Here is a 20,360-nt window from a genome sequence, read left to right on the forward strand (position 1 = left end):
GAGAGCTGTAGCGTCGGGATCTCCCGGACGAGGAGGTTCACCTGATGAGCGAGCAGCGCGACCAGCACGACCGGACGAGCCTGCCGGCGCCGGTCGAGCCGGCGACCGGCGCGCCGGCAGTGTCCGAGCCTGGGGTGCCCGAGCCTGGGGTGCCCGAGCCGGTGGTGCCCGCCACCGACTACACCGACGACGGCGTCCCGACCTTCGACTACGTGCGCGACAAGATCGAGAAGCGCAGCGCCACCGCGGCCGTCTCCGAGGAGCTCGCCGGCGGCGACACGACGGCGCAGCAGGCCGAGGACGCCTTCGCCGACCGCGAGCGCAAGGCCGCCGACAAGCTGGCGGAGATCCGCCGATCGATGGGCCGCTGACCCCGGCCCCGTCGCCGTGCGCCGCGGCCCTCAGGCCCCGTTCCGGCGGAAGATCTTGTCGCCCAGCCACACCAGCGGGTCGTACTTGCGGTCGACGGCGCGCTCCTTGAGCGGGATCAGCGCGTTGTCGGTGATCTTGATGTGCTCCGGGCAGACCTCGGTGCAGCACTTGGTGATGTTGCAGTAGCCCAGACCGTGGTCCTCCTGGGTCTCCGCGGCCCGGTTGCCGTGCTCGTCGAGCGGGTGCATGTCGAGCTCCGCGGACCGCATCAGGTAGCGCGGCCCGGCGAACGCCCGCTTGTTCTCCTCGTGGTCGCGGACCACGTGGCAGGTGTTCTGGCACAGGAAGCACTCGATGCACTTCCGGAACTCCTGGCTCCGCTCGACGTCGACCTGCTGCATCCGGTACTCCCCCGGCGCGACGCCCTCGGGCGGGACGAAGCTGGGGATCTCGCGGGCCTTGGTGTAGTTGAACGACACGTCGGTGACCAGGTCCCGGATCACCGGGAACGCCCGGACCGGGGTGACCGTGACGACCTCGTCGTCGTCGAAGGTGTTCATCCGGGTCATGCACATCAGCCGCGGCCGCCCGTTGATCTCGGCCGAGCACGAGCCGCACTTGCCGGCCTTGCAGTTCCAGCGGACCGCGAGGTCGTTCGCCTCGGTGGCCTGCAGCCGGTGGATGATGTCGAGGACGACCTCGCCCTCGTTCACCTCCACCTCGTAGTGGACGAGCTCGCCGGAGGCGTCGTCGCCGCGCCACACGCGGAAGTCGTGCGTGTGCGACTTCTTCTCGGTCGAGGTCATGCCCGTCCTCCCGCGGAGCCCGAGTCGGCGCGGTGCCCGCCGAGCTCGTCACCGGTGTAGTACTTCTTCAGCTCGTCCATCTCGAACAGGTCGAACAGGTCCGGCCGCATCGCGACCTGCTCCTGGCGGGTCAGCTCGACGTTGTCCTCACCGAGCGCCGTGCAGACCAGCAGCAGATGCCGCCAGTCCGAGTCCATCACCGGGAAGTCGTCGCGGGTGTGCCCGCCGCGGGACTCCTGCCGCTCGAGTGCGGCCTTCCCGGTGCAGAGCGCGACGAGCAGCATGTTCCGCAGGTCCAGGGCCAGGTGCCAGCCCGGGTTGAACCGGCGGTGCCCCTGCACGCTGACGGTCCGGGTGCGGGTGGCGATGTCGGAGAGCTTCTTGAGGGCCATCTCCATCTCGTCGCCCTTGCGGATGATGCCGACCAGCTCGTGCATCGTCTTCTGGAGCTCCTGCTGCACGACGAACGGGTTCTCACCGCCGTCGGTGGCCGTGGAGAACGGCAGCAGCGCCCGGTCCAGCGCGGCGTCCACATCGGATTCGACGACGGCCGGTCGGGTGCCCTCGGAGTGCTGCGCCGCGTGCAGGCCGGCCCGCCTGCCGAACACCAGCAGGTCCGACAGCGAGTTGCCGCCGAGCCGGTTCGACCCGTGCATGCCGCCGGCGACCTCGCCGGCCGCGAACAGCCCGGGCACCCGCGACATCGCGGTGTCCGGCGCCACCTCGACCCCGCCCATCACGTAGTGGCAGGTCGGGCCGACCTCCATCGGCTCCTTCGTGATGTCGACGTCGGCCAGCTCCTTGAACTGGTGGTGCATCGACGGCAGCCGCTTGAGGATCTCCTCGGGCTTCATCCGGGTGGAGACGTCGAGGTAGACGCCGCCGTGCTCGGTCCCGCGACCGGCCTTGACCTCGGAGTTGATCGCCCGGGCCACCTCGTCCCGGGGCAGCAGCTCCGGGGGACGACGGTTGTTGTCCGGGTCGGTGTACCAGCGGTCGCCCTCCTCCTCGGAGGTCGCGTACTGCTCCTTGAACACGTCCGGGACGTAGTCGAACATGAACCGCTCGCCGTCGGTGTTGCGCAGCACGCCGCCGTCGCCGCGTACCGACTCGGTGACCAGCAGGCCGCGGACCGACGGCGGCCAGACCATCCCGGTCGGGTGGAACTGCAGGAACTCCATGTTGATCAGGGAGGCGCCCGCGCGCAGGGCGAGCGCGTGGCCGTCGCCGGTGTACTCCCACGAGTTCGACGTGACCGAGTAGCTCTTCCCGACCCCGCCGGTGGCGAGCACGATCGCCGGGGCGTCGAACCGGACGAACCGGCCGTCGTCCCGGAAGTACCCGAAGCACCCGGAGATCGCGCCACCGGTGGTGAACAGCTCGGTGATCGTGCACTCGTGGAAGACCCGGATGCGGGACTCGTAGTCGCCGGTCTCGGCGAAGTCCTCCTGCTGCAGCGAGACGACCTTCTGCTGCAGGGTGCGGATCATCTCCAGCCCGGTGCGGTCGCCGACGTGCGCGAGCCGCGGGTAGGTGTGCCCGCCGAAGTTGCGCTGGCTGATCTTCCCGTCCGGGGTGCGGTCGAACAGCGCGCCGTAGGTCTCCAGCTCCCAGACCCGCTCGGGGGCCTCCACCGCGTGCAGCTCGGCCATCCGCCAGTTGTTGAGGAACTTCCCGCCGCGCATGGTGTCGCGGAAGTGCACCTGCCAGTTGTCGTTCGGGTTGGCGTTGCCCATCGACGCGGCGCAGCCGCCCTCGGCCATCACGGTGTGCGCCTTGCCGAACAGCGACTTCGAGATGATCGCCGTCCGCTTGCCCTGCAGGCGCGCCTCGATCGCCGCGCGGAGCCCCGCGCCACCCGCTCCGATCACGACGACGTCGTACTCGTGCTTCTCGATCTGCTCGTTCATCTTCCGATTCACCCCACGATCCGCAGGTCGGTGATCCAGCCGGCCGAGACGGCCATGACGTAGAAGTCGGTGACGGCGAGGCTGACCAGGGTCGCCCACGCGAACTGCGCGTGCCGCGCGTTGAGCTTCGAGACCGCGGTCCACATCCTGTAGCGGACCGGGTGCTTCGAGAAGTGGTTGAGCCGGCCACCGACCGAGCTGCGGCAGGAGTGGCAGGAGAGCGTGTAGCCCCAGAGCAGCACCACGTTCGCGACCAGGATCAGGTTGCCCAGCCCGAGCCCGAAGCCGCCGTCGGGCTTGCCGAACGCGATGATCGCGTCCCAGGTGTTGATCAGCGTGATGATCGCCGCGATGTAGAAGAAGTAGCGGTGCGCGTTCTGCAGGACCAGCGGGAAGCGCGTCTCGCCGGTGTAGCGGGCGTGCGGCTCGGCGACCCCGCAGGCCGGCGGCGACAGCCAGAACGACCGGTAGTAGGCCTTGCGGTAGTAGTAGCAGGTCAGCCGGAACAGCAGCAGGAACGGCAGCGAGATCGCCGCGTAGGGCAGCCACCAGACGTCCGGGGTGAACTGGCCGAAGTGCGACGCCTCCGGGACGCAGCCGACCGAGACGCACGGCGAGTAGAACGGCGTCAGGTAGCCGTAGTCCGCGACGTAGTACCACTGCTGCATGAAGGCCCGGACAGTCGCGTAGACGACCCAGGCCAGCAGGGCGACGAAGGTGGCCAGCGGCGGCAGCCACCATCGGTCGGTGCGCAACGTGCGCGCGGCGATCGTGGCCCGGCCGTTGGCCGCGCCGCTGGTGTCAGTGGTGGATGACACGCGCGGGAGCTCCTGTCGTCTCACCGGCGCCGGAGCCTCCTGCGGCCTCCAGGGACGGACACGGCGCCGTGTCCCGATCTCGGTTGCCGCGCACGAACACGCGGCGTTGGCCAGAGCCTACGACGGACATCACATGTGACCTACGCCGGGACGCGATTGCGAGCCCTGATCGAGACACGGCTCACAGGGGGCTCGTGTCACCGGACGCTGTCCTTGCGTGTGCAATCAGATCGTCGGCGTCCGGCGCAACCCCTGAATGGCGTGAATCACCCTTTCGATGACGATCGGGCACGAACAGGTGCACATGCCGCAGCAAGAGCTCACGAACAGCACGACAACGTGAACGACAGGCGAACGATCACCCGATAGGGGTTCGCAACACTGTGAGTCTCGTAGCGCAACCATTACGTTCTGCATCGCCGAAGGGCGCCACGGGCTGAGAGTCGGGGGGCCTCGGTCCCTTCCGGATCCTCCATCACCCGTCGTCGCGGGCGTGTTGACGCCTGCCCGAAAGGATTCGTCATGCCCTCTCGTCGTCAGTTCCTGGTGGGCACCTCCGGTGCCGTGGCCGGCGCGGCGGTGCTCCCGGCACTCGCCGGGACCGCGTTCGCGCAGGACCCGGTGCCGCCGGCACCGGCCCCGGCCGAGCGCCGGCAGTCCAGCACGGCCTATGCCGCCGAGCGCCTGGACCGGCAGAGCCCGATCAACATCGCGACCTCACAGGTCCCGTCGGCTCCGATCGCCACGGTGCTGCAGCTGGAGTACCCCACGTCGGTGTCCTGCCACGTGGAGTACATCAGCAAGGACACCGCTCCCGCGGGCTGCTCGGTCCGCCGCGACGACGAGACCGTCGAGGCGCTCGACTTCTCCCGTCCGGCGTTCGCACAGTTCGGGCCGGACCGCTACCGGTTGATCTAGTTCCACTTCCACACCCGGTCCGAGCACACCGTCAACGGGCGCTTCTACGAGATGGAGCAGCACTTCGTCCACCAGCACGTCGACGGCGACAGCCTGCTCGTCCTCGGCGTCTTCCTGTCCCGCGGCGGCTCCGCGGCGCAGGACCGGGTGCTGGCCACGCTGCCCCAGGAGTGCGGCCCGTCGCGCACGGTGACCGGCGTCAACCTCCGGGGCATGCTGCCCGCCGACCTGACCCACTTCAACTACGCCGGGTCGCTGACCACCCCCGGGTACGCCGAAGGCGTCGACTGGCACGTGTGCCGCAACGACGTGAAGGTCCAGGCCGCGACCGTGAACCGGTTCCAGGCACTGTTCCCGTCCGGCAACCGCCGGCCGGTGCAGCCGGTCAACGGCCGCCGGATCCGGCTGGCCCGGGGCCGCACCGCCTGAGCCACGTCCCTCGTGGGCTCCCGACCGTGGAGCCGTGGTCTCCGGTGCCCCGGACCGCGGCTCCACGGGTCGTCTCATATCGGGACGAGCGGGACCGGCGGACGCCGCTACGGTCCGGCTCACCCGGCAACTCCCCCGGGCCGACGCCGACCGAGGGGGCACCCATGCCCGACACGGACCGCACGATCCGGCTGATCTACCGCAGTCACAGCACGATCCCCGACGACCAGCGGGACCGTGCGCTCGCCGACATCTTCGCCGTCGCCCGCTCGCACAACGCCGATCTCGGGGTCACCGGGGCGCTGCTGATCACCGACAACTGGTTCGTCCAGACCCTCGAGGGCGAGGAGTCGGTGGTGACCGGGCTGTTCGAGAAGATCCGTGCCGACGGCCGGCACTCGGGCGTCACGGTGGTCGAGTCCACCCCGGTCGACGACCGGGTGTTCGGCCGGTGGGCGATGGCCAAGGTGTCCCGGGTCGGGCACTCGGACATCCCGCTGCACGACGTCGACGGGCACATCGCCCCGGCGGAGCGGGACGCCACCGACCGCGCCCAGGACGCCCTGCTGACCAGGATGCGCAACACCATCGGCGCCGACACCGTCTGACGCGCCCCGCCACCCCACCCCTGCCGTGAAGCGACTCATGACGCTGTAGTCCGGCCATGCCGGACTACAGCGCCATGAGTGGAGAGGGGTAAGGGGGGCTCAGCCCTTCTTCTTGCCGCCCACCGTGGCCGCGAGGTAGTCGCGGTTCAGCTGGGAGATCACGTCGAGCGGGATCTCCTTCGGGCAGGCCACCGCGCAGGCGCCGGTGTTGGTGCAGCCACCGAAACCGGCGTCGTCGTGGGTCTGCACCATGTTGACGACGCGGTCGTAGCGCTCCGGCTGACCCTGCGGCATCTCGCCGAGGTGGGTCAGCTTCGCGCCGAGGAACAGCGACGCCGAGCCGTTCGGGCAGGCCGCGACGCAGGCACCGCAGCCGATGCAGTTCGCCGCGGCGAACGAGCGGTCGGCGGCGGCCTTCGGCACGGGGGTCGAGTGCGCCTCGGGCGCCGAGCCGGTGTTCGCCGAGACGTAACCACCGGCCTGGATCATCTTGTCGAACGCGCCGCGGTCGACGACCAGGTCCTTGATCACCGGGAACGCACCGGAGCGGAACGGCTCGACGACGATGGTGTCGCCGTCGTTGTAGTGCCGCATGTGCAGCTGGCAGGTGGTCGTCGCCCGCTGCGGGCCGTGCGGCTGGCCGTCGATGACCATGCTGCAGGCACCGCAGATGCCCTCACGGCAGTCGTGGTCGAACGCCACCGGCTCCTCGCCCGAGAGGATCAGCTTCTCGTTGAGGACGTCGAGCATCTCGAGGAACGACATGTCCTCGTCGGCCTCGATGTCGTAGGTCGCGAGACGGCCGGAGTCGACCGCGTCGCGCTGCCGCCAGACCTTCAGGGTCAGCTTCATGTCCGCTCGCCTTACTTGTAGCTGCGCTGGGTCGGGTGCACGTGCTCGAAGACGAGCTCCTCCTTGTGCAGGACCGGAGCCTGCCCGCGGCCGGTGTACTCCCAGGCCGACACGAAGGAGAAGTTCTCGTCGTCGCGCTGCGCCTCACCGTCCTCGGTCTGGCTCTCGCCACGGAAGTGGCCACCGCAGGACTCGCGACGCACCAGCGCGTCCAGGCACATGAGCTCGCCGAGCTCGAGGAAGTCGGCCACCCGGCCGGCCTTCTCCAGGCTCTGGTTGAGCTCCGCGCCGGTGCCGGGCACCTTGACGTTGTTCCAGAACTCGCGGCGGAGCTCGGGGATCCGGTCGAGCGCCTTGCGCAGGCCCTCCTCGGTCCGCTCCATACCGCAGTAGTCCCACATGATCTGGCCGAGCTCCCGGTGGAACGAGTCCACCGTGCGCGAGCCGTTGATCGACAGCAGCTGGTCGATCCGGTCGGTGACCGACGTGCGGGCCTCGACGACCTCGGGCGCGTCCTCGGCGACGTCGTCGAGGTTGTGCTTGGCGATGTAGTCGCCGATGGTCACCGGCAGGACGAAGTAGCCGTCGGCCAGCCCCTGCATCAGCGCCGAGGCGCCGAGCCGGTTCGCGCCGTGGTCGGAGAAGTTCGCCTCGCCGGCCACGTAGAGACCCGGGACGGTCGACTGCAGGTCGTAGTCGACCCAGAGGCCACCCATCGTGTAGTGCACGGCGGGGTAGATCCGCATCGGCGTCTCGTACGGGTTCTCCCCCGTGATCCGCTCGTACATCTCGAACAGGTTGCCGTATTTGGCCTCGACGGCCTTGCGGCCGAGACGCTGGATCGCGTCGTCGAAGTCCAGGTAGACACCCAGGCCCGACGGGCCGACGCCGCGCTTCTCGTCGCAGACCTCCTTGGCGGCCCGGGACGCGATGTCGCGCGGCACCAGGTTGCCGAACGCCGGGTACTTGCGCTCCAGGAAGTAGTCCCGCTCCTCGTGCGGGATCTGCTTCGGCGCGCGGTCGTCGCCGAGCCGCTTCGGGACCCACACCCGGCCGTCGTTGCGCAGCGACTCCGACATCAGGGTCAGCTTCGACTGGTGGTCACCGGAGACCGGGATGCAGGTCGGGTGGATCTGGGTGAAGCACGGGTTCCCGAACAGCGCGCCCTTGCGGTGCGCCCGCCACCCGGCGGTGACGTTGCAGCCCTTGGCGTTGGTCGAGAGGTAGAAGACGTTGCCGTAGCCGCCGGTGGCGAGCACGACCGCGTCGGCGGTGTGCGTCTGGATCTCACCGGTGATCATGTCGCGGGCGACGATGCCGCGCGCCCGCCCGTCGACGATGATCAGCTCGAGCATCTCGTGCCGCGCGAACATCTCGACCGTGCCGGCCTGGATCTGACGCTCGAGGGCCTGGTAGGCGCCGAGCAGCAGCTGCTGACCGGTCTGGCCACGGGCGTAGAAGGTCCGCGAGACCTGCACACCGCCGAACGAGCGGGTGTCGAGCAGACCGCCGTACTCGCGGGCGAACGGGACGCCCTGCGCGACGCACTGGTCGATGATCTGGCGGCTGACCTCGGCGAGCCGGTGGACGTTCGACTCCCGGGCGCGGAAGTCGCCACCCTTCACGGTGTCGTAGAACAGCCGGTAGACGCTGTCGCCGTCGTTCCGGTAGTTCTTCGCGGCGTTGATCCCGCCCTGCGCGGCGATCGAGTGCGCGCGGCGCGGGCTGTCCTGGTAGCAGAAGTTCTTGACCTGGTACCCGGCTTCGCCCAGCGTCGCACTGGCCGCACCGCCGGCGAGGCCGGAGCCCACGACGATGATCTTCTTCGAGCGCTTGTTGGCCGGGTTGACCAGCTTCACGCCGAACTTGCGGCGCTCCCAGCGGGTCTCGATCGGGCCGGTCGGAACGGCCTTGTCGACCACCGGCTCGCCGGTGGTGAAGTCGGCGTAGGAGACGTGGTGGGAGGAGGCGTCAGTGCTCATGGGTCAGACCAATCCGAACGCGACTGCGAGGGGCACCGAGACGAAGCCCAGGGTCAGCACGACGGCGAACGCCGTGGACACCGCCTTGATGGTCTTCTCCCGGCTGTTGTTCGACCAGCCGAGGGTCTGGATGCCGGACCAGATGCCGTGGCGGACGTGGAAGCCCAGGGCGACGACGGCCACGACGTAGAAGATCGTGATGTACCAGCGGTCGGGGGCGAAACCGGCGGTGAGGTTGTCGTAGACGGCCAGGTGGACGCCGTTCGGGTTGGCGACGCCGACCGTCAGGTCCAGGATGTGGTACACGACGAACAGGGCGATGATGACGCCGCCCCACCGCATCGTCCGGGCCGCGTAGCTGCCCTTGACCTTGTGCGAGCCGCCCGCGTACTTGACCGGACGGGCCTTGCGCGCACGCAGGGTCAGCAGGGTCGCCGACCAGATGTGTGCGATCACCGAGACCAGCAGCACGACGCGGACGATCCACAGCATGCCGTCGTAGGGCAGCGCGGGCTCGAGCAGCGTGCGCAGCCAGGCGGCGTACTGGTCGATCGACTCCGGGCCGAAGAAGACCTTGAGATTGCCGATCATGTGCAGGACGACGTAGAGCAGCAGGAACACGCCGCTCACCGCCATCACGAACTTCAGGAACGCGCTCGGTGTGCGCGGACGCCGGGGTGCGGCAGCCGCGCCGCCGCCCCGGGACTTCTCGGACATGGTGACCACGTCCGTATTGCACATACCAACGCGCGGGGCCGTCCAATGCATCGGGCGACGCACTGTCATAGCCGTAGGCTATGCCAGTGACACTTGTGCAGCTCCTGTACTTCGTCGCCGTCGCGGACGTGCGCAGCTTCACTCGGGCGGCCGACCAGGTGGGTGTCGCCCAGCCCACACTCAGCCGGTCGCTGCGGGCACTGGAGGGCGAGCTGGGTGCGCCGCTGCTGAACCGCAGCTCGGTGGTGACCCTGACCCCGGCGGGCGAGGCGGTGCTCCCGCTGGCCCGCCGGATGCTGGCGGACTCGGACATGGTCCGGACGACGGTGGCCGAGCTCGTCGGGCTCCGCAGTGGCCGGGTGCGGGTCGGGGCGACGCCGTCGCTGTGCATCGGGGTGCTGTCCGACGTCCTGCGGGTGTTCCACGCCCGGCACCCGGAGATCCACGTCGAGCTGGCCGAGGACGGGTCGCAGCCGCTGGAGACCGGCCTGGTGCGCAACGAGCTGGACGTGGCACTGGTGATCGTCCCGCCGGACGGGGTGGATCCCTCCCTGCACTCGGCCCCGCTGCTGCGCGAACGGTTGTCGGTGGCCTCCCCCCGCGCCCGGCGGCCGCTGTCCACCCGGGGTGCGGTCACCGTCGGCGAGCTGGCGAAACACGATCTCGTCATGGTGCGCAGGGGCTACGACCTGCGCGACGTGACCCTGCGGGCCTACGCGGACGCCGGGGTGACCCCGCGGATCGCGGTCGAGGGCGGGCAGATGGACGCGGTCCTGCGGATGGTCGAGGCGGGGACCGGGGTGGCGGTGGTGCCGGACCTGGTGTTCCTCGGCCGGCCGCGGCTGCGCCGCACCGCGCTGACCCCGGCGCTGCACCGGACCGTGGCGCTCGCCCGGCGGGCCGACATCGCGCCGACGCCGGCGGTGATCGCATTCGCGGACACCCTGCTGGAGCACATGTCCGACACCTCGGCGTCGCTGCGGGAGGGGGCCACCGACGTGCAGGTGCTGCACCGCTACCGCAGCGGCCGGGAACTGCTCGGCTGAGCGCACTCACGCCACGTCGCGCGGCGGAATCTCCCGAGGCAACTTGTCCCTGTTGGCCGCGAACCGCCGGATGATCTCCAGCCAGCCCAGGAACTCGGCGACGACGTAGCGGGTCGAGGTCGCGAAGTAGTCGGAGTTGCGCGTTCCGCGGAACCCGCGCTCGATGATGTCGTAGATCCGGCGCTGCAGGTCGTACGCCGCGACGCGCCGCCCCATCATCGGATCCGCCCCCGAAGACGCTCACCCGTTTAGGCGACGCTCACGCAATTGCGTGAGCATGTACCGGTCTCGTGAGCAGCTGCGTGGTCGGCGGGTCGCGGTTCAGTCCTCCGGTGGGGCCTCGCCGAGCTCCTCGGCGTCCGCGCCGGCGGCGGCGATCTCCTCCTTGACCACGCCGTAGGCGACCCCGGGGCCGTAGCCCTTGCGGGCCAGCATCCCGACCAGCTTGCGCGCGGTGGACTGGCGTTCCTCGCGGGAACCGACCGGCAGGCTCCGCAGCCGGCGCGCCACCAGCTCGCGGGCGCGCTCGCGCTCGGAGTCGTCGTCGATCTCGGTGAGCGCCTCCTCGGCGGTCTCGGAGTCGACGCCCTTGCGGCGCAGCTCGACGGCGATCGCCCGCTTGCCGAGTCCGCGGAAGCGGTGCCGGGAGCGGACCCACTGGTCGGCGAAGGCCTTGTCGTCGACCAGGCCGACCTCGTCGAACCGTTCCAGCACGCGGTGCGCGATGTCGTCTGGGATCTCCTTGCGGCGCAGCGCGTCGCCGAGTTCCTTGACGGTGCGGGCGCGGTCGGTGAGCAGGCGCAGGCAGATCTCCTTGGCCCGCGACTCCTGCTCGGCCGGGGTGGCGGGCGGGGTGTCCGCGGCAGCGCCCCGGCGCGCGCCGTCCCGGCTGCGCCCACGTCCTCCCCGGGGTGCACGACGTCCGCCGCGAGGCTCGGAGGGGACGTCGTCCGGGTCGTGGACCTCGCCCGGGGCAACGACGGTCTCCGGCGCCCTGGCGTCCTGCGTCCGGGCGTCCTGCGGCCGGTCACGGCCGGTGCGGCGACGCGACCTCCCCGCGGTGTCGCGGGACCGGGTCCGGAGCGGTCCGTCGAACGAGGCGACTCGCGATGCGTCCTCCGTGCCGGGGGACCCGGCCGCACCGTCCGGCTCGGTCGGCTCGTCGGACCGGTCGACCGGCCGCGCGCCGGTCCCTGCGGGAGCGCCGATTCCGGTGTCCGCGAGCATGTCGAGGCCACCGGCTCCGGCACCCGGGCCACGTCCGTCGTCCCGCCGGGTGCCGCCACCCCGGGCCTGGTCACCGGCCGCGTCGGTGTCGGCGTCGGGGCCGGTGTCCTGGGTGGGGTCGGCGACCCGCACCTCGGGGAGACCACGCGGCCCGGCCTCCGGGGCCTGCTCGGCGTCGTCGGCGTCGGCGGTCAGGTCGGCGACGGTGGGACCGTCGATGCCGAGCACCCGCCGAGTCTTGTCCGTCCCGTCGAACGACCGGCCAGCCCGTCGGGAGCGCCGGACCTCCGGCCCGTCGTCACCCGCGACCGGGCCGCTCCCGTCGTCGGACCCGTCGGACGGACCGCCGTCGAAGAGATCGTCGAACGAGGCGACGCGGAGGGACGGGAGGGCCCCCGTGTCCCTCGCACCGTCCGGCCCGGTCTCGCCCGAGCCGGACGGCTCGGGGTCCGCCGGGCCGGCCGGTTCGGCCGGGTCGACGATCCGGAGGTGATCGCGGCCGGACACGCTCAGAAGTCGACCGGGGCCGGCAGCGGCTCGACCGGCGCGGTGTCCTCGGCGTCGACGACGGCGCCGACCCCGAGCTTCTCCTTGATCCGCTTCTCGACCTCGGCGGCGACGTCCGGGTTCTCCTTGAGGAACTTGCGGGCGTTCTCCTTGCCCTGCCCCATCTGGTCGCCCTCGTAGGTGTACCAGGCACCGGACTTGCGGATGATCCCCTGCTCGACGCCCACGTCGATCAGCGAACCCTCCTTGCTGATCCCGATGCCGTAGAGCACGTCGAACTCGGCCTGCTTGAAGGGCGGGGCCACCTTGTTCTTCACGACCTTGACCCGGGTCCGGCTGCCGACCATGTCGGTGCCGTCCTTCAGGGTCTCGATCCGGCGGATGTCCATCCGCACCGAGGCGTAGAACTTCAGCGCCTTGCCACCGGTCGTGGTCTCCGGCGACCCGAACATCACGCCGATCTTCTCGCGCAGCTGGTTGATGAAGATCGCCGTGGTGCCGGACGTGCTCAGCGCACCGGTGATCTTCCGCAGGGCCTGGCTCATCAGCCGGGCCTGCAGGCCGACGTGGCTGTCGCCCATCTCGCCCTCGATCTCGGCGCGCGGCACGAGCGCCGCCACCGAGTCGATGACGATGATGTCGATCGCGCCGGAGCGGATCAGCATGTCCGCGATCTCGAGCGCCTGCTCACCGGTGTCGGGCTGGGAGACCAGCAGCTCGTCGGTGTCGACCCCGAGCTTCTTGGCGTACTCCGGGTCGAGCGCGTGCTCGGCGTCGATGAACGCGGCCACGCCGCCGGAGGCCTGCGCGTTCGCCACGGCGTGCAGCGCGACGGTGGTCTTACCGCTGGACTCGGGGCCGTAGATCTCGATGACCCGGCCGCGCGGGATGCCACCGACGCCGAGCGCGACGTCGAGCGCGATCGAGCCGGTGGAGATGGCACTGACGGGTGCGCGCGTCTGGGCACCCAGCCGCATCACCGAGCCCTTGCCGTGGTTCTTCTCGATCTGGGCGAGGGCGAGTTCGAGCGCCTTGCCGCGGTCCGGAGCGGACATCTCTTGACTCCTCGCTGGTGTGCGATCGGATCCTGCTGCTGTCTTTCGGGGAGGCACACCGCAACGGTATGGGGTACCCCCGACAGTTTCGGCGGCCGGATCGGCACCTGTGGACAACTCGCCGGGGAAGACGGCCTGCGTCCCACTCCGAACGGTAGACGAACACGCGTTCGATCTCACACGCGACACGCCGACCGGGCGTCCCGGGGAGCCGAACGGTCAGCGACGCGCGGGAGGAACCTCGTAGGCCTCGCAGACCGCCCGCCACACCCGGCGCGGATCGAGCCCGGCCTCGATCGCCTGCTCGACCGTCCGCCCGCCCAGCTCGGCGAACACGTGGTCGCGGGACAGCGACGCGGCGCGCACCGGGCCGAACTCGCCCTCCATCAGCTCACGGAAGTGGCTCAATCGCATCAGGGCGAGGGTAGACGGCCGCCCGTGAGGCGCGGCGCACGCCCGTGATCGTCCGGTCCCCGGTACGCTGGGGCATATGTCCGAACTCCTCGCCGGCGCCCCCGTCGACGTCGCCGACGATGTCCTGGCGACGACCGGGATCGGGTCCCCGCTCGCCTGGCAGATCGTGTCGCTGCTGGCACTGCTGTCCGCGCTCGTCGTGCTCGTGCGCTGGTGGATCCAGCAGCGCAAGCGCTGACTCAGCCCGCCGCCGGCGAGGGCGCGCGTGCGCCGCGCGCCAGCACCGCGACCAGGAACGGCACGGTGACCACCACCGCGACCACGCCGAGCACGGCGTAGGACGCCAGCGTCACCAGCACCCCGGCGCCGATCCCGGCCCCCGCGCCCGCGAGGTTCATCGCGACGTCGACCGAGCCCTGCACCCGCGGCCGCTCGGGCACCGGGACCGACGAGGTGAGCAGGGCCGAACCGCCGATGAGCGCGGCCGACCAGCCCAGCCCCAGCAGCACCAGGCCCGCGGTGAGCAGACCGGTCTCGGTGGGGCCCGCGAGCGCACACAGCACCCCGGCGGCGATCAGCAGCATCGCGGCCCCGGCCAGGACGGCACCGGAACCCGTCCGGTCGACCAGCCAGCCGACGACCGGGCTCAGCGCGTACATACCCGCGATGTGCAGGCTGATGACCAGGCCGACCAGGGTCAGGGCGGCACCACCGTGGTCCATGTGCACCGGCGTCATCGACATCAGGCCGACCATCACGGCGTGCCCGAGCACCACGCCGGTCGCGCCGATCAGGGCCGGCCGGGACGCGGCCAGCAGCGACCGCACGGGAACGAGCGGCCCGGCGGCGCCCGCGGCCGCGCCCGTCTCCGCGGCGCGTTCCCGGGCCCGCACCAGCGGATCGGGACGCAGCCCGGCCCAGCTCACCAGCGCCGCGGTCGCGAACGCCGCCGTGCACAGCAGGTAGGGACCCGTCGCGGGATCCAGGCCGACGCCGGTCGCCACCCCCTGCAGCGGTCCCAGCAGGTTCGGTCCCGCGACCGCACCCACCGTCGTCGCCCAGACCACGAGCGCGAGGGCGCGTCCCGCCCGGTCCGGCGCGGCCAGGTCGGTCGCCGCGTAGCGGGCGGCCAGCCCGACGGCCGTCCCGGAGCCCATGAGCAGCAGCGACAGCAGCAGGAGCGGGGCGTTGCGCGCCTCGGTCGCGAGCACCGCGCCGAGCCCCCCGGCGGTCGCCACCACGTACCCGCCGGCCAGTGCCGGCCGACGCCCGCGGCGCCGGGCGATCCGGGCCACCAGCGCCGCGGCCCCGGCGGCGCCGAGCACGATCGCGGTCGACGCGCCGCCACCCACCGCGGGCGAGCCGGACAGCCGCGCGGCCACCAGCGAGCTGACCGCGATCGACACGGCCATCCCGGTCCCGCCGAGCACCTGGCCGGTGGCCAGGACGGCGAGCAGGCGGGGCTGGGCCGGGTCGGCGGAGATCGACGTCGGGGGCACGCCCGGATGCTGCCCCGCCCGGCGGCGGGACGCCAGCGCGTTAGGCTCGCCGCCGTTCACGACCGGGCAGGAGGACACAGCGTGGCGGACAGGTCCGAGGTGGAGAAGGCGTACCGGCTGGTGTCGGACGTCCTGGCGGGCGCGGTGCGCGAGACGCTCGCCGCACCCGGTCCGGAACCGGCCCGGTTCGCCCTCCGGCAGCTCACCGCGGGCGACCGCGACGTCCCGGACGAGGCGACCCCGCCCGGCTGGTCGATGTCCTTCCTGGTGCTCGCCGACTGGTTCGACGCCGCCCGGACCGCGCTGGAGGACACCGACGACCGGGCCGACCGGGCACTCGGCTGGGTCGGGCGGGAGCTCGGCCGCCGGTACGCCGCGCGCGCCCGCTACACCGTCGCGCCGCTGGTGGACCGCGCCGACGCGCGCGAGACGTCGCACTACGTCGACGCCCTCGGCGAGGACTTCCTCGCGAGCATGGTCTGGACGGTCGCCGGTCTGGTGGCCGAGTTCCCGGCCCCCTCCGGCGCCGGGGACGACGGCCCCGAGGTCTGGCCGCGCACCGCCGCCGACCGGGCCCGCACCGAGGGCTGAGAACCCGCCGACGGGAAACTGTCGGTGCCCGGCCGCATGATGGTCGGCGTGAGCGCACTCGAGGGCTTCTCCCCCGCCACCCGCCAGTGGTTCGAGGGGGCGTTCGCCGCGCCCACCGCGGCCCAGGAGGGCGCGTGGACCGCGGCCCAGCAGGGGCGCAACGCCCTGGTCGTCGCGCCCACCGGTTCCGGCAAGACCCTCGCGGCGTTCCTGTGGGCGCTGGACCGGCTGTCCGCCGAACCGGCCCCGGAGGAGCCGAAGCACCGCTGCCGGGTGCTCTACGTCTCGCCGCTCAAGGCCCTCGCGGTCGACGTGCAGCGCAACCTGCGCTCGCCGCTGACCGGGATCCGGCAGGCGGCGCAGCGGCTCGGCGCCCCGGTCCCGGACATCACCGTCGGCACCCGCACCGGGGACACGCCCGCCGACGAGCGGCGCCAGTTCGCCCGCACCCCTCCGGACGTGCTGGTGACCACGCCCGAGTCGCTGTTCCTGCTGCTCACCTCGGCCGCCCGGGAGTCGCTGCGCGGGGTCCGCACGATCATCCTCGACGAGGTGCACGCGGTCGCCGGCACCAAGCGCGGCGCCCACCTCGCGGTGTCCCTGGAACGGCTGGAGGAGATCACCGAGACCTCGCCGCAGCGGATCGGGCTGTCGGCGACGGTCCGGCCGGTCGACGAGGTGTCGACGTTCCTGTCCGGCACCCGGCCGGTCGAGGTCGTCCAGCCGGCGACGCCGAAGACGATCCGGGTCGAGGTCCAGGTCCCGGTCCCCGACCTGGCCGCGCTCGACGAGCGGCCGGCGCCGGGCGGCACCGACGAGGAGGTCGTCGGCTCGGCGGCGGGGACGGCGCAGAAGCCCTCGATCTGGCCGGCGGTCGAGGAGCGGCTGCTCGGGCTGGTCCGCGAGCACCGCTCGACCATCGTGTTCTCCAACTCGCGCCGCCTCGCCGAGCGGCTGACCTCGCGGCTCAACGAGCTGGCGGCCGAGCAGGAGGCGGCGGAATCCGAGACCGCCGACGACGACACCCACCCGGACACGGCGTTCCCGGCCGAGGCGGTGGGGCAGTCCGGTGTCGGCGGCGGCGCCGCGCCCACCGTGGCGAAGGCCCACCACGGTTCGATGTCCCGCGACCAGCGGACCCTGGTCGAGGAGGAGCTCAAGTCCGGCGTGCTGCCCTGCGTCGTCGCCACCTCCAGCCTGGAGCTGGGCATCGACATGGGGGCGGTCGACCTGGTGGTTCAGGTCGAGGCGCCGCCGTCGGTCGCCTCGGGGCTGCAGCGGGTGGGTCGCGCCGGCCACCAGGTGGGCGCGGTGTCCGAGGGCGTGGTCTTCCCGAAGTACCGCGGTGACCTGGTGTCCTGCGCGGTGGTCGCCGAGCGGATGGCGAGCGCGCAGATCGAGTCGACCCGCTACCCGCGCAACCCGCTCGACGTGCTGGCCCAGCAGATCGTCGCGATGGTCGCGATGGAGCCGTGGACGCTGTCCGACCTGGCGGCGACGCTGCGCCGCGCGGCCCCGTTCGCCGCGCTGCCGGACTCGGCGCTGCACTCGGTGCTCGACATGCTCGCCGGGCGCTACCCCTCGGAGGAGTTCGGCGAGCTGCGGGCCCGGATCACCTGGGACCGGGTCACCGACGAGCTGCGCGGCCGGCCCGGCGCGCAACGGCTGGCGGTCACCTCCGGCGGCACCATCCCGGACCGCGGGCTGTTCACCGTGATGACCCCGGGCGGCGCGGACGGCGCCGGGTCCCGGGTCGGGGAGCTCGACGAGGAGATGGTCTACGAGTCCCGGGTCGGGGACACGTTCCTGCTCGGGACGTCGTCGTGGCGGGTCGAGGACATCACCCACGACCGGGTCGTCGTCACCCCGGCGCCGGGGGTGCCGGCCCGGATGCCGTTCTGGAAGGGCGAGTCCATCGGGCGGCCGCTGGAGCTGGGCCGGGCCGTCGGGGCGTTCGTCCGCGAGATGTCCGGTCTGGCCGACGCCGCGGCGCACGAGCGGGCCGCCGCGGCCGGGCTCGACGAGTGGGCCCGCGACAACCTGCTGTCCTACCTGCGCGAGCAGCGCGAGTCGACCCGGCACGTGCCCAGCGACCGCACGATCCTGGTCGAGCGGTTCCGCGACGAGCTGGGCGACTGGCGGCTCGTGGTGCACTCGCCGTTCGGCGCGCAGGTCAACGGGCCGTGGGCGCTGGCGATCGCGGCCCGGATGCGGGAGCGGCGCGGGGTGGAGGTCAGCGCGTCCGGCGCGGACGACGGCATCGTGCTGCGGCTGCCCGACGCCGTCGACGACTCCGGCTCCGAGGTCGTCCCGAGCGCCGAGGACGTGCTGCTCGACCCCGGCGAGATCGAGCAGATCGTGGTCGCCGAGCTCGGCAACTCGGCGCTCTACGCCTCCCGGTTCCGGGAGTGCGCGGCGCGTGCCCTGCTGCTCCCCCGCCGGGACCCACGCCGGCGCAGCCCGCTCTGGCAGCAACGTCAGAAGTCCGCACAGCTGCTCTCGGTGGCCGGGAAGTTCGAGCAGTTCCCGATCACCCTCGAAGCGATGCGCGAGTGCGTGCAGGACGTCTACGACCTGCCCGGCCTGCGCGAGCTGATGAGCGACGTCGGCTCGCGCAAGGTCAAGGTCGTCGAGGTCGAGTCCGGCCAGCCCTCACCGTTCGCCCGCAGCCTGCTGTTCGGCTACGTCGGGATGTTCCTCTACGAAGCCGACGCCCCGCTGGCCGAACGGCGCGCGGCCGCGCTGTCGCTCGACTCGACCCTGCTCTCCGAGCTGCTCGGCTCGGAGGCCATCCGCGAGCTGCTCGACCCGGAGGTGCTCGCCGAGGTCGAGGGGGCGCTGCAGCGCACCGCGCCGGACCGGCACGCCCGGGACGCCGAGGGCGCCGCAGACCTGCTGCGGTTCGTCGGCGACCTGTCCGAGGCCGACGGCCGGGCCCGCGGGGTGGACCCGGCCTGGCTGGCCGGGCTGGAACGGGACCGGCGCGCGCTGCGGGTGCGGATCGCCGGCGAGGAACGGTTCGTCGCGATCGAGGACGCCGGCCGGATCCGGGACGCGCTCGGCGCCGCGCTGCCGGTCGGGGTACCCGAGGCGTTCACCGAGCCGGTGCCCGACCCGCTGGGCGACCTGGTGCTGCGCTACGCCCGCACGCACGGCCCGTTCACCGCGGCCGAGTGCGCGGCCCGGTTCGGGCTGGGCGTCGCGGTCGTCGCCGGGGTGCTGGAGCGGCTGACCGGCACCGGGCGGCTGGTCAAGGGCGAGCTGCGCCCGCAGGCCGCGGTACCGGCCGGCTCGCACAACGAGATCGAGTACTGCGACGCCGAGGTGCTGCGCCGGCTGCGGCGCGCGTCGCTGGCGAGGCTGCGTCAGGAGGTCGAGCCGGTCGAGCAGCGGGCGCTGGGCCGGTTCCTGCCCGCCTGGCAGGGGGTGCAGGTGCGCTCCGGCGGCGAGCGGCGCGGCCGGGTGCGGCGGGCGCCGGGCGCCGAGGACGTGCTCGGCGTGGTCGAGCAGCTCGCCGGGGCCCCGCTGCCCGCGAGCGCGGTCGAGTCGCTGGTCCTGCCCGCCCGGCTGCCCGGCTACACCCCGGCGCTGCTCGACGAGCTGACCGCGGCCGGGGAGGTGACCTGGGTCGGCTGCGGGGCGCTGGCCGGGCAGGACGGCTGGCTGGCGCTGGCGCCCACCGACGTCGCCGACCTGCTGCTGCCCGCGCCGGACCTCGACACCGCCGGCACGCCGCTGCACGGTGCCGTGCTGGCCGCGCTCGGGCTGAGCGATCCGGCCGCGCTGACCGACCCCGAGTCCGCCGACCCGGACGTGCTCTCCGGCAGCGGCGCGCTGTTCTTCCGCGAGCTCGCCACCCGGGCCGGGGTGCTGCTCAAGGAACGCGACGAGCCCGCCCCCGGCGACGACGACGTCGTGGCTGCGATGTGGGACCTGGTGTGGGCAGGCGCTCTGACCAACGACACCCTCGGCCCGCTGCGAGCCCGGCTCGGGGGTGGCGGGAACAGGCGCGGGGCCGCCGGGCGGCAGGCCGGCGCGCACCGGTCCGGGCGGCGGGCACCGCGCGGGCGCTACGCCCAGCTGCGCGCCGGGCGCCCGTCGATTCCGTCGCGGTCCGGGCCGCCGTCGGTGGGCGGGCGCTGGTCGGTGGCCGTGCCCCGCGAGCCGGATCCGACCCGGCGGGCGCACGCGACCGCCGAGGCGTTCCTGGAACGGCACGGCGTGCTGACCCGGGGCGCGCTCGGCACCGAGCGGGTGACCGGCGGGTTCGCCGCGGTCTACAAGGTGCTGCGGGCGATGGAGGAGTCCGGCCGGTGCCGGCGGGGGTACGTCGTCGAGGGGCTGGGGGCGGCGCAGTTCGCGGTGCCCGGGGCGATCGACCGGGTGCGGGCGATGGCCGGTCCGGACGGCCCCGGGCCGCGCGGCGCGACCGGCGGCGGCCCGCCGGAGAACGCCGCGCCCGGGAACACCGGAGCGGCCGGCGACACGGCACCGGACGCCGGCACCGCGGACAGCGGCCCGGCGGCCGGTGGGTACGGCGGCGACGGCTACGACCCCGATGACGTCCCCGAGGACCTGCGTCGGCCCGGGATGTTCCCCGGGGCCGGCG

The 20,360-nt window shown here is 72.5% G+C and carries 17 protein-coding genes and 2 pseudogenes; 8 read left to right on the forward strand and 11 right to left on the reverse strand.

Annotated elements, in window-relative coordinates; translation table 11 throughout:
- Nucleotides 1-44 precede the first annotated feature (44 nt).
- Nucleotides 45-371: a PspA/IM30 family protein gene (locus WIS52_RS26340; protein WP_349301072.1), complete on the forward strand. Its 327-nt coding sequence runs from the start codon at nt 45-47 to the stop codon at nt 369-371.
- A 30-nt stretch (nt 372-401) separates the two neighbouring features.
- On the opposite strand, the gene WIS52_RS26345 is transcribed toward WIS52_RS26340, so the two are convergent.
- From WIS52_RS26345 to WIS52_RS26355, 3 genes are read right to left on the reverse strand one after another with little or no spacing between them, the layout of a single operon-like run.
- Nucleotides 402-1,178, reverse strand: a complete 777-nt coding sequence (locus WIS52_RS26345; protein ID WP_349301073.1) for a succinate dehydrogenase/fumarate reductase iron-sulfur subunit — start codon at nt 1,176-1,178, stop codon at nt 402-404.
- A complete protein-coding gene (locus tag WIS52_RS26350; protein WP_349301074.1) occupies nt 1,175-3,088 on the reverse strand; it encodes a fumarate reductase/succinate dehydrogenase flavoprotein subunit in 1,914 nt (637 codons plus the stop codon). Before WIS52_RS26350 ends, WIS52_RS26345 begins: the two co-directional genes overlap by 4 nt.
- 8 nt (nt 3,089-3,096) lie before the next feature.
- A complete protein-coding gene (locus tag WIS52_RS26355; RefSeq protein ID WP_349301075.1) occupies nt 3,097-3,906 on the reverse strand; it encodes a hypothetical protein in 810 nt (269 codons plus the stop codon).
- Between the two features lie 522 nt (nt 3,907-4,428).
- Between WIS52_RS26355 and WIS52_RS26360 the strand changes: the two genes are divergently transcribed.
- From WIS52_RS26360 to WIS52_RS26370, 3 genes and pseudogenes are all read left to right on the forward strand, one after another.
- Nucleotides 4,429-4,824, forward strand: coding sequence for a twin-arginine translocation signal domain-containing protein (locus WIS52_RS26360; RefSeq protein WP_349301076.1), 396 nt, complete (start codon nt 4,429-4,431; stop codon nt 4,822-4,824).
- A gap of 12 nt (nt 4,825-4,836) precedes the next feature.
- A pseudogene (locus tag WIS52_RS26365) lies at nt 4,837-5,253 on the forward strand (carbonic anhydrase family protein); the annotation flags it as partial.
- A gap of 164 nt (nt 5,254-5,417) precedes the next feature.
- A complete protein-coding gene (locus tag WIS52_RS26370) occupies nt 5,418-5,861 on the forward strand; it encodes a BLUF domain-containing protein (RefSeq protein ID WP_349301077.1) in 444 nt (147 codons plus the stop codon).
- A 99-nt stretch (nt 5,862-5,960) separates the two neighbouring features.
- On the opposite strand, the gene WIS52_RS26375 is transcribed toward WIS52_RS26370, so the two are convergent.
- From WIS52_RS26375 to WIS52_RS26385, 3 genes are read right to left on the reverse strand one after another with little or no spacing between them, the layout of a single operon-like run.
- Nucleotides 5,961-6,713: a succinate dehydrogenase/fumarate reductase iron-sulfur subunit gene (locus WIS52_RS26375; RefSeq protein ID WP_349301078.1), complete on the reverse strand. Its 753-nt coding sequence runs from the start codon at nt 6,711-6,713 to the stop codon at nt 5,961-5,963.
- Between the two features lie 11 nt (nt 6,714-6,724).
- Nucleotides 6,725-8,695 (reverse strand): fumarate reductase/succinate dehydrogenase flavoprotein subunit, encoded by a 1,971-nt coding sequence (locus WIS52_RS26380; protein WP_349301079.1) that lies wholly within the window; start codon nt 8,693-8,695, stop codon nt 6,725-6,727.
- A gap of 3 nt (nt 8,696-8,698) precedes the next feature.
- Nucleotides 8,699-9,412 carry a succinate dehydrogenase cytochrome b subunit gene (locus tag WIS52_RS26385; RefSeq protein ID WP_349301124.1) on the reverse strand — a complete coding sequence of 238 codons (714 nt, stop codon included), beginning with the start codon at nt 9,410-9,412 and terminating at the stop codon, nt 8,699-8,701.
- Nucleotides 9,413-9,498: 86 nt separating this feature from the next.
- On the opposite strand from WIS52_RS26385, the gene WIS52_RS26390 reads away from it, so the two are divergent.
- The gene (locus tag WIS52_RS26390) at nt 9,499-10,458 is read left to right on the forward strand and encodes a LysR family transcriptional regulator (RefSeq protein ID WP_349301080.1); all 960 of its coding nucleotides are present in this window, start codon (nt 9,499-9,501) and stop codon (nt 10,456-10,458) included.
- Nucleotides 10,459-10,464: 6 nt separating this feature from the next.
- On the opposite strand, the gene WIS52_RS26395 is transcribed toward WIS52_RS26390, so the two are convergent.
- The 4 genes from WIS52_RS26395 to WIS52_RS26410 all read right to left on the reverse strand — a co-directional run bounded on the left by WIS52_RS26395 (nt 10,465) and on the right by WIS52_RS26410 (nt 13,661).
- The gene (locus WIS52_RS26395; protein ID WP_349301081.1) at nt 10,465-10,674 is read right to left on the reverse strand and encodes a hypothetical protein; all 210 of its coding nucleotides are present in this window, start codon (nt 10,672-10,674) and stop codon (nt 10,465-10,467) included.
- 105 nt (nt 10,675-10,779) lie between these two features.
- A complete protein-coding gene (locus WIS52_RS26400; protein WP_349301082.1) occupies nt 10,780-12,192 on the reverse strand; it encodes a RecX family transcriptional regulator in 1,413 nt (470 codons plus the stop codon).
- Nucleotides 12,193-12,194: 2 nt separating this feature from the next.
- Complete coding sequence (recA, locus tag WIS52_RS26405) at nt 12,195-13,247, reverse strand: recombinase RecA (RefSeq protein WP_349301083.1); 1,053 nt, start codon at nt 13,245-13,247, stop codon at nt 12,195-12,197.
- A gap of 219 nt (nt 13,248-13,466) precedes the next feature.
- Nucleotides 13,467-13,661, reverse strand: coding sequence for a DUF3046 domain-containing protein (locus WIS52_RS26410; protein ID WP_349301084.1), 195 nt, complete (start codon nt 13,659-13,661; stop codon nt 13,467-13,469).
- A 76-nt stretch (nt 13,662-13,737) separates the two neighbouring features.
- Here WIS52_RS26410 and WIS52_RS26415 point away from each other — a divergent pair, with 76 nt between their 5' ends.
- Nucleotides 13,738-13,899, forward strand: a complete 162-nt coding sequence (locus WIS52_RS26415) for a hypothetical protein (protein WP_349301085.1) — start codon at nt 13,738-13,740, stop codon at nt 13,897-13,899.
- Between the two features lies 1 nt (nt 13,900).
- Here WIS52_RS26415 and WIS52_RS26420 read toward each other — a convergent pair whose 3' ends face one another.
- Nucleotides 13,901-15,160, reverse strand: a complete 1,260-nt coding sequence (locus tag WIS52_RS26420) for an MFS transporter (RefSeq protein WP_349301086.1) — start codon at nt 15,158-15,160, stop codon at nt 13,901-13,903.
- Between the two features lie 81 nt (nt 15,161-15,241).
- Here WIS52_RS26420 and WIS52_RS26425 point away from each other — a divergent pair, with 81 nt between their 5' ends.
- Together WIS52_RS26425 and WIS52_RS26430 are read left to right on the forward strand one after the other, a co-directional pair.
- Nucleotides 15,242-15,751: a hypothetical protein gene (locus WIS52_RS26425; protein ID WP_349301087.1), complete on the forward strand. Its 510-nt coding sequence runs from the start codon at nt 15,242-15,244 to the stop codon at nt 15,749-15,751.
- A gap of 36 nt (nt 15,752-15,787) precedes the next feature.
- Nucleotides 15,788-20,239, forward strand: a pseudogene (locus tag WIS52_RS26430) (ATP-dependent helicase); the annotation flags it as partial.
- Nucleotides 20,240-20,360 lie beyond the last annotated feature (121 nt).

The organism is Pseudonocardia nematodicida, assembly GCF_040105385.1.
GTDB classification, from domain to species: domain Bacteria; phylum Actinomycetota; class Actinomycetes; order Mycobacteriales; family Pseudonocardiaceae; genus Pseudonocardia; species Pseudonocardia nematodicida.

Bases quoted from the DNA above. Each gene is read 5' to 3' on its own strand.
- WIS52_RS26370 (WP_349301077.1), top strand. From the start codon at position 5,418: ATGCCCGACACGGACCGCACGATCCGGCTGATCTACCGCAGTCACAGC.
- WIS52_RS26360 (WP_349301076.1), top strand. From the start codon at position 4,429: ATGCCCTCTCGTCGTCAGTTCCTGGTGGGCACCTCCGGTGCCGTGGCC.
- WIS52_RS26340 (WP_349301072.1), top strand. From the start codon at position 45: ATGAGCGAGCAGCGCGACCAGCACGACCGGACGAGCCTGCCGGCGCCG.
- WIS52_RS26410 (WP_349301084.1), bottom strand. From the start codon at position 13,661: ATGCGATTGAGCCACTTCCGTGAGCTGATGGAGGGCGAGTTCGGCCCG.
- WIS52_RS26375 (WP_349301078.1), bottom strand. From the start codon at position 6,713: ATGAAGCTGACCCTGAAGGTCTGGCGGCAGCGCGACGCGGTCGACTCC.
- WIS52_RS26350 (WP_349301074.1), bottom strand. From the start codon at position 3,088: ATGAACGAGCAGATCGAGAAGCACGAGTACGACGTCGTCGTGATCGGA.
- WIS52_RS26345 (WP_349301073.1), bottom strand. From the start codon at position 1,178: ATGACCTCGACCGAGAAGAAGTCGCACACGCACGACTTCCGCGTGTGG.
- WIS52_RS26395 (WP_349301081.1), bottom strand. From the start codon at position 10,674: ATGGGGCGGCGCGTCGCGGCGTACGACCTGCAGCGCCGGATCTACGAC.
- WIS52_RS26380 (WP_349301079.1), bottom strand. From the start codon at position 8,695: ATGAGCACTGACGCCTCCTCCCACCACGTCTCCTACGCCGACTTCACC.
- recA (WP_349301083.1), bottom strand. From the start codon at position 13,247: ATGTCCGCTCCGGACCGCGGCAAGGCGCTCGAACTCGCCCTCGCCCAG.
- WIS52_RS26385 (WP_349301124.1), bottom strand. From the start codon at position 9,412: ATGTCCGAGAAGTCCCGGGGCGGCGGCGCGGCTGCCGCACCCCGGCGT.
- WIS52_RS26415 (WP_349301085.1), top strand. From the start codon at position 13,738: ATGTCCGAACTCCTCGCCGGCGCCCCCGTCGACGTCGCCGACGATGTC.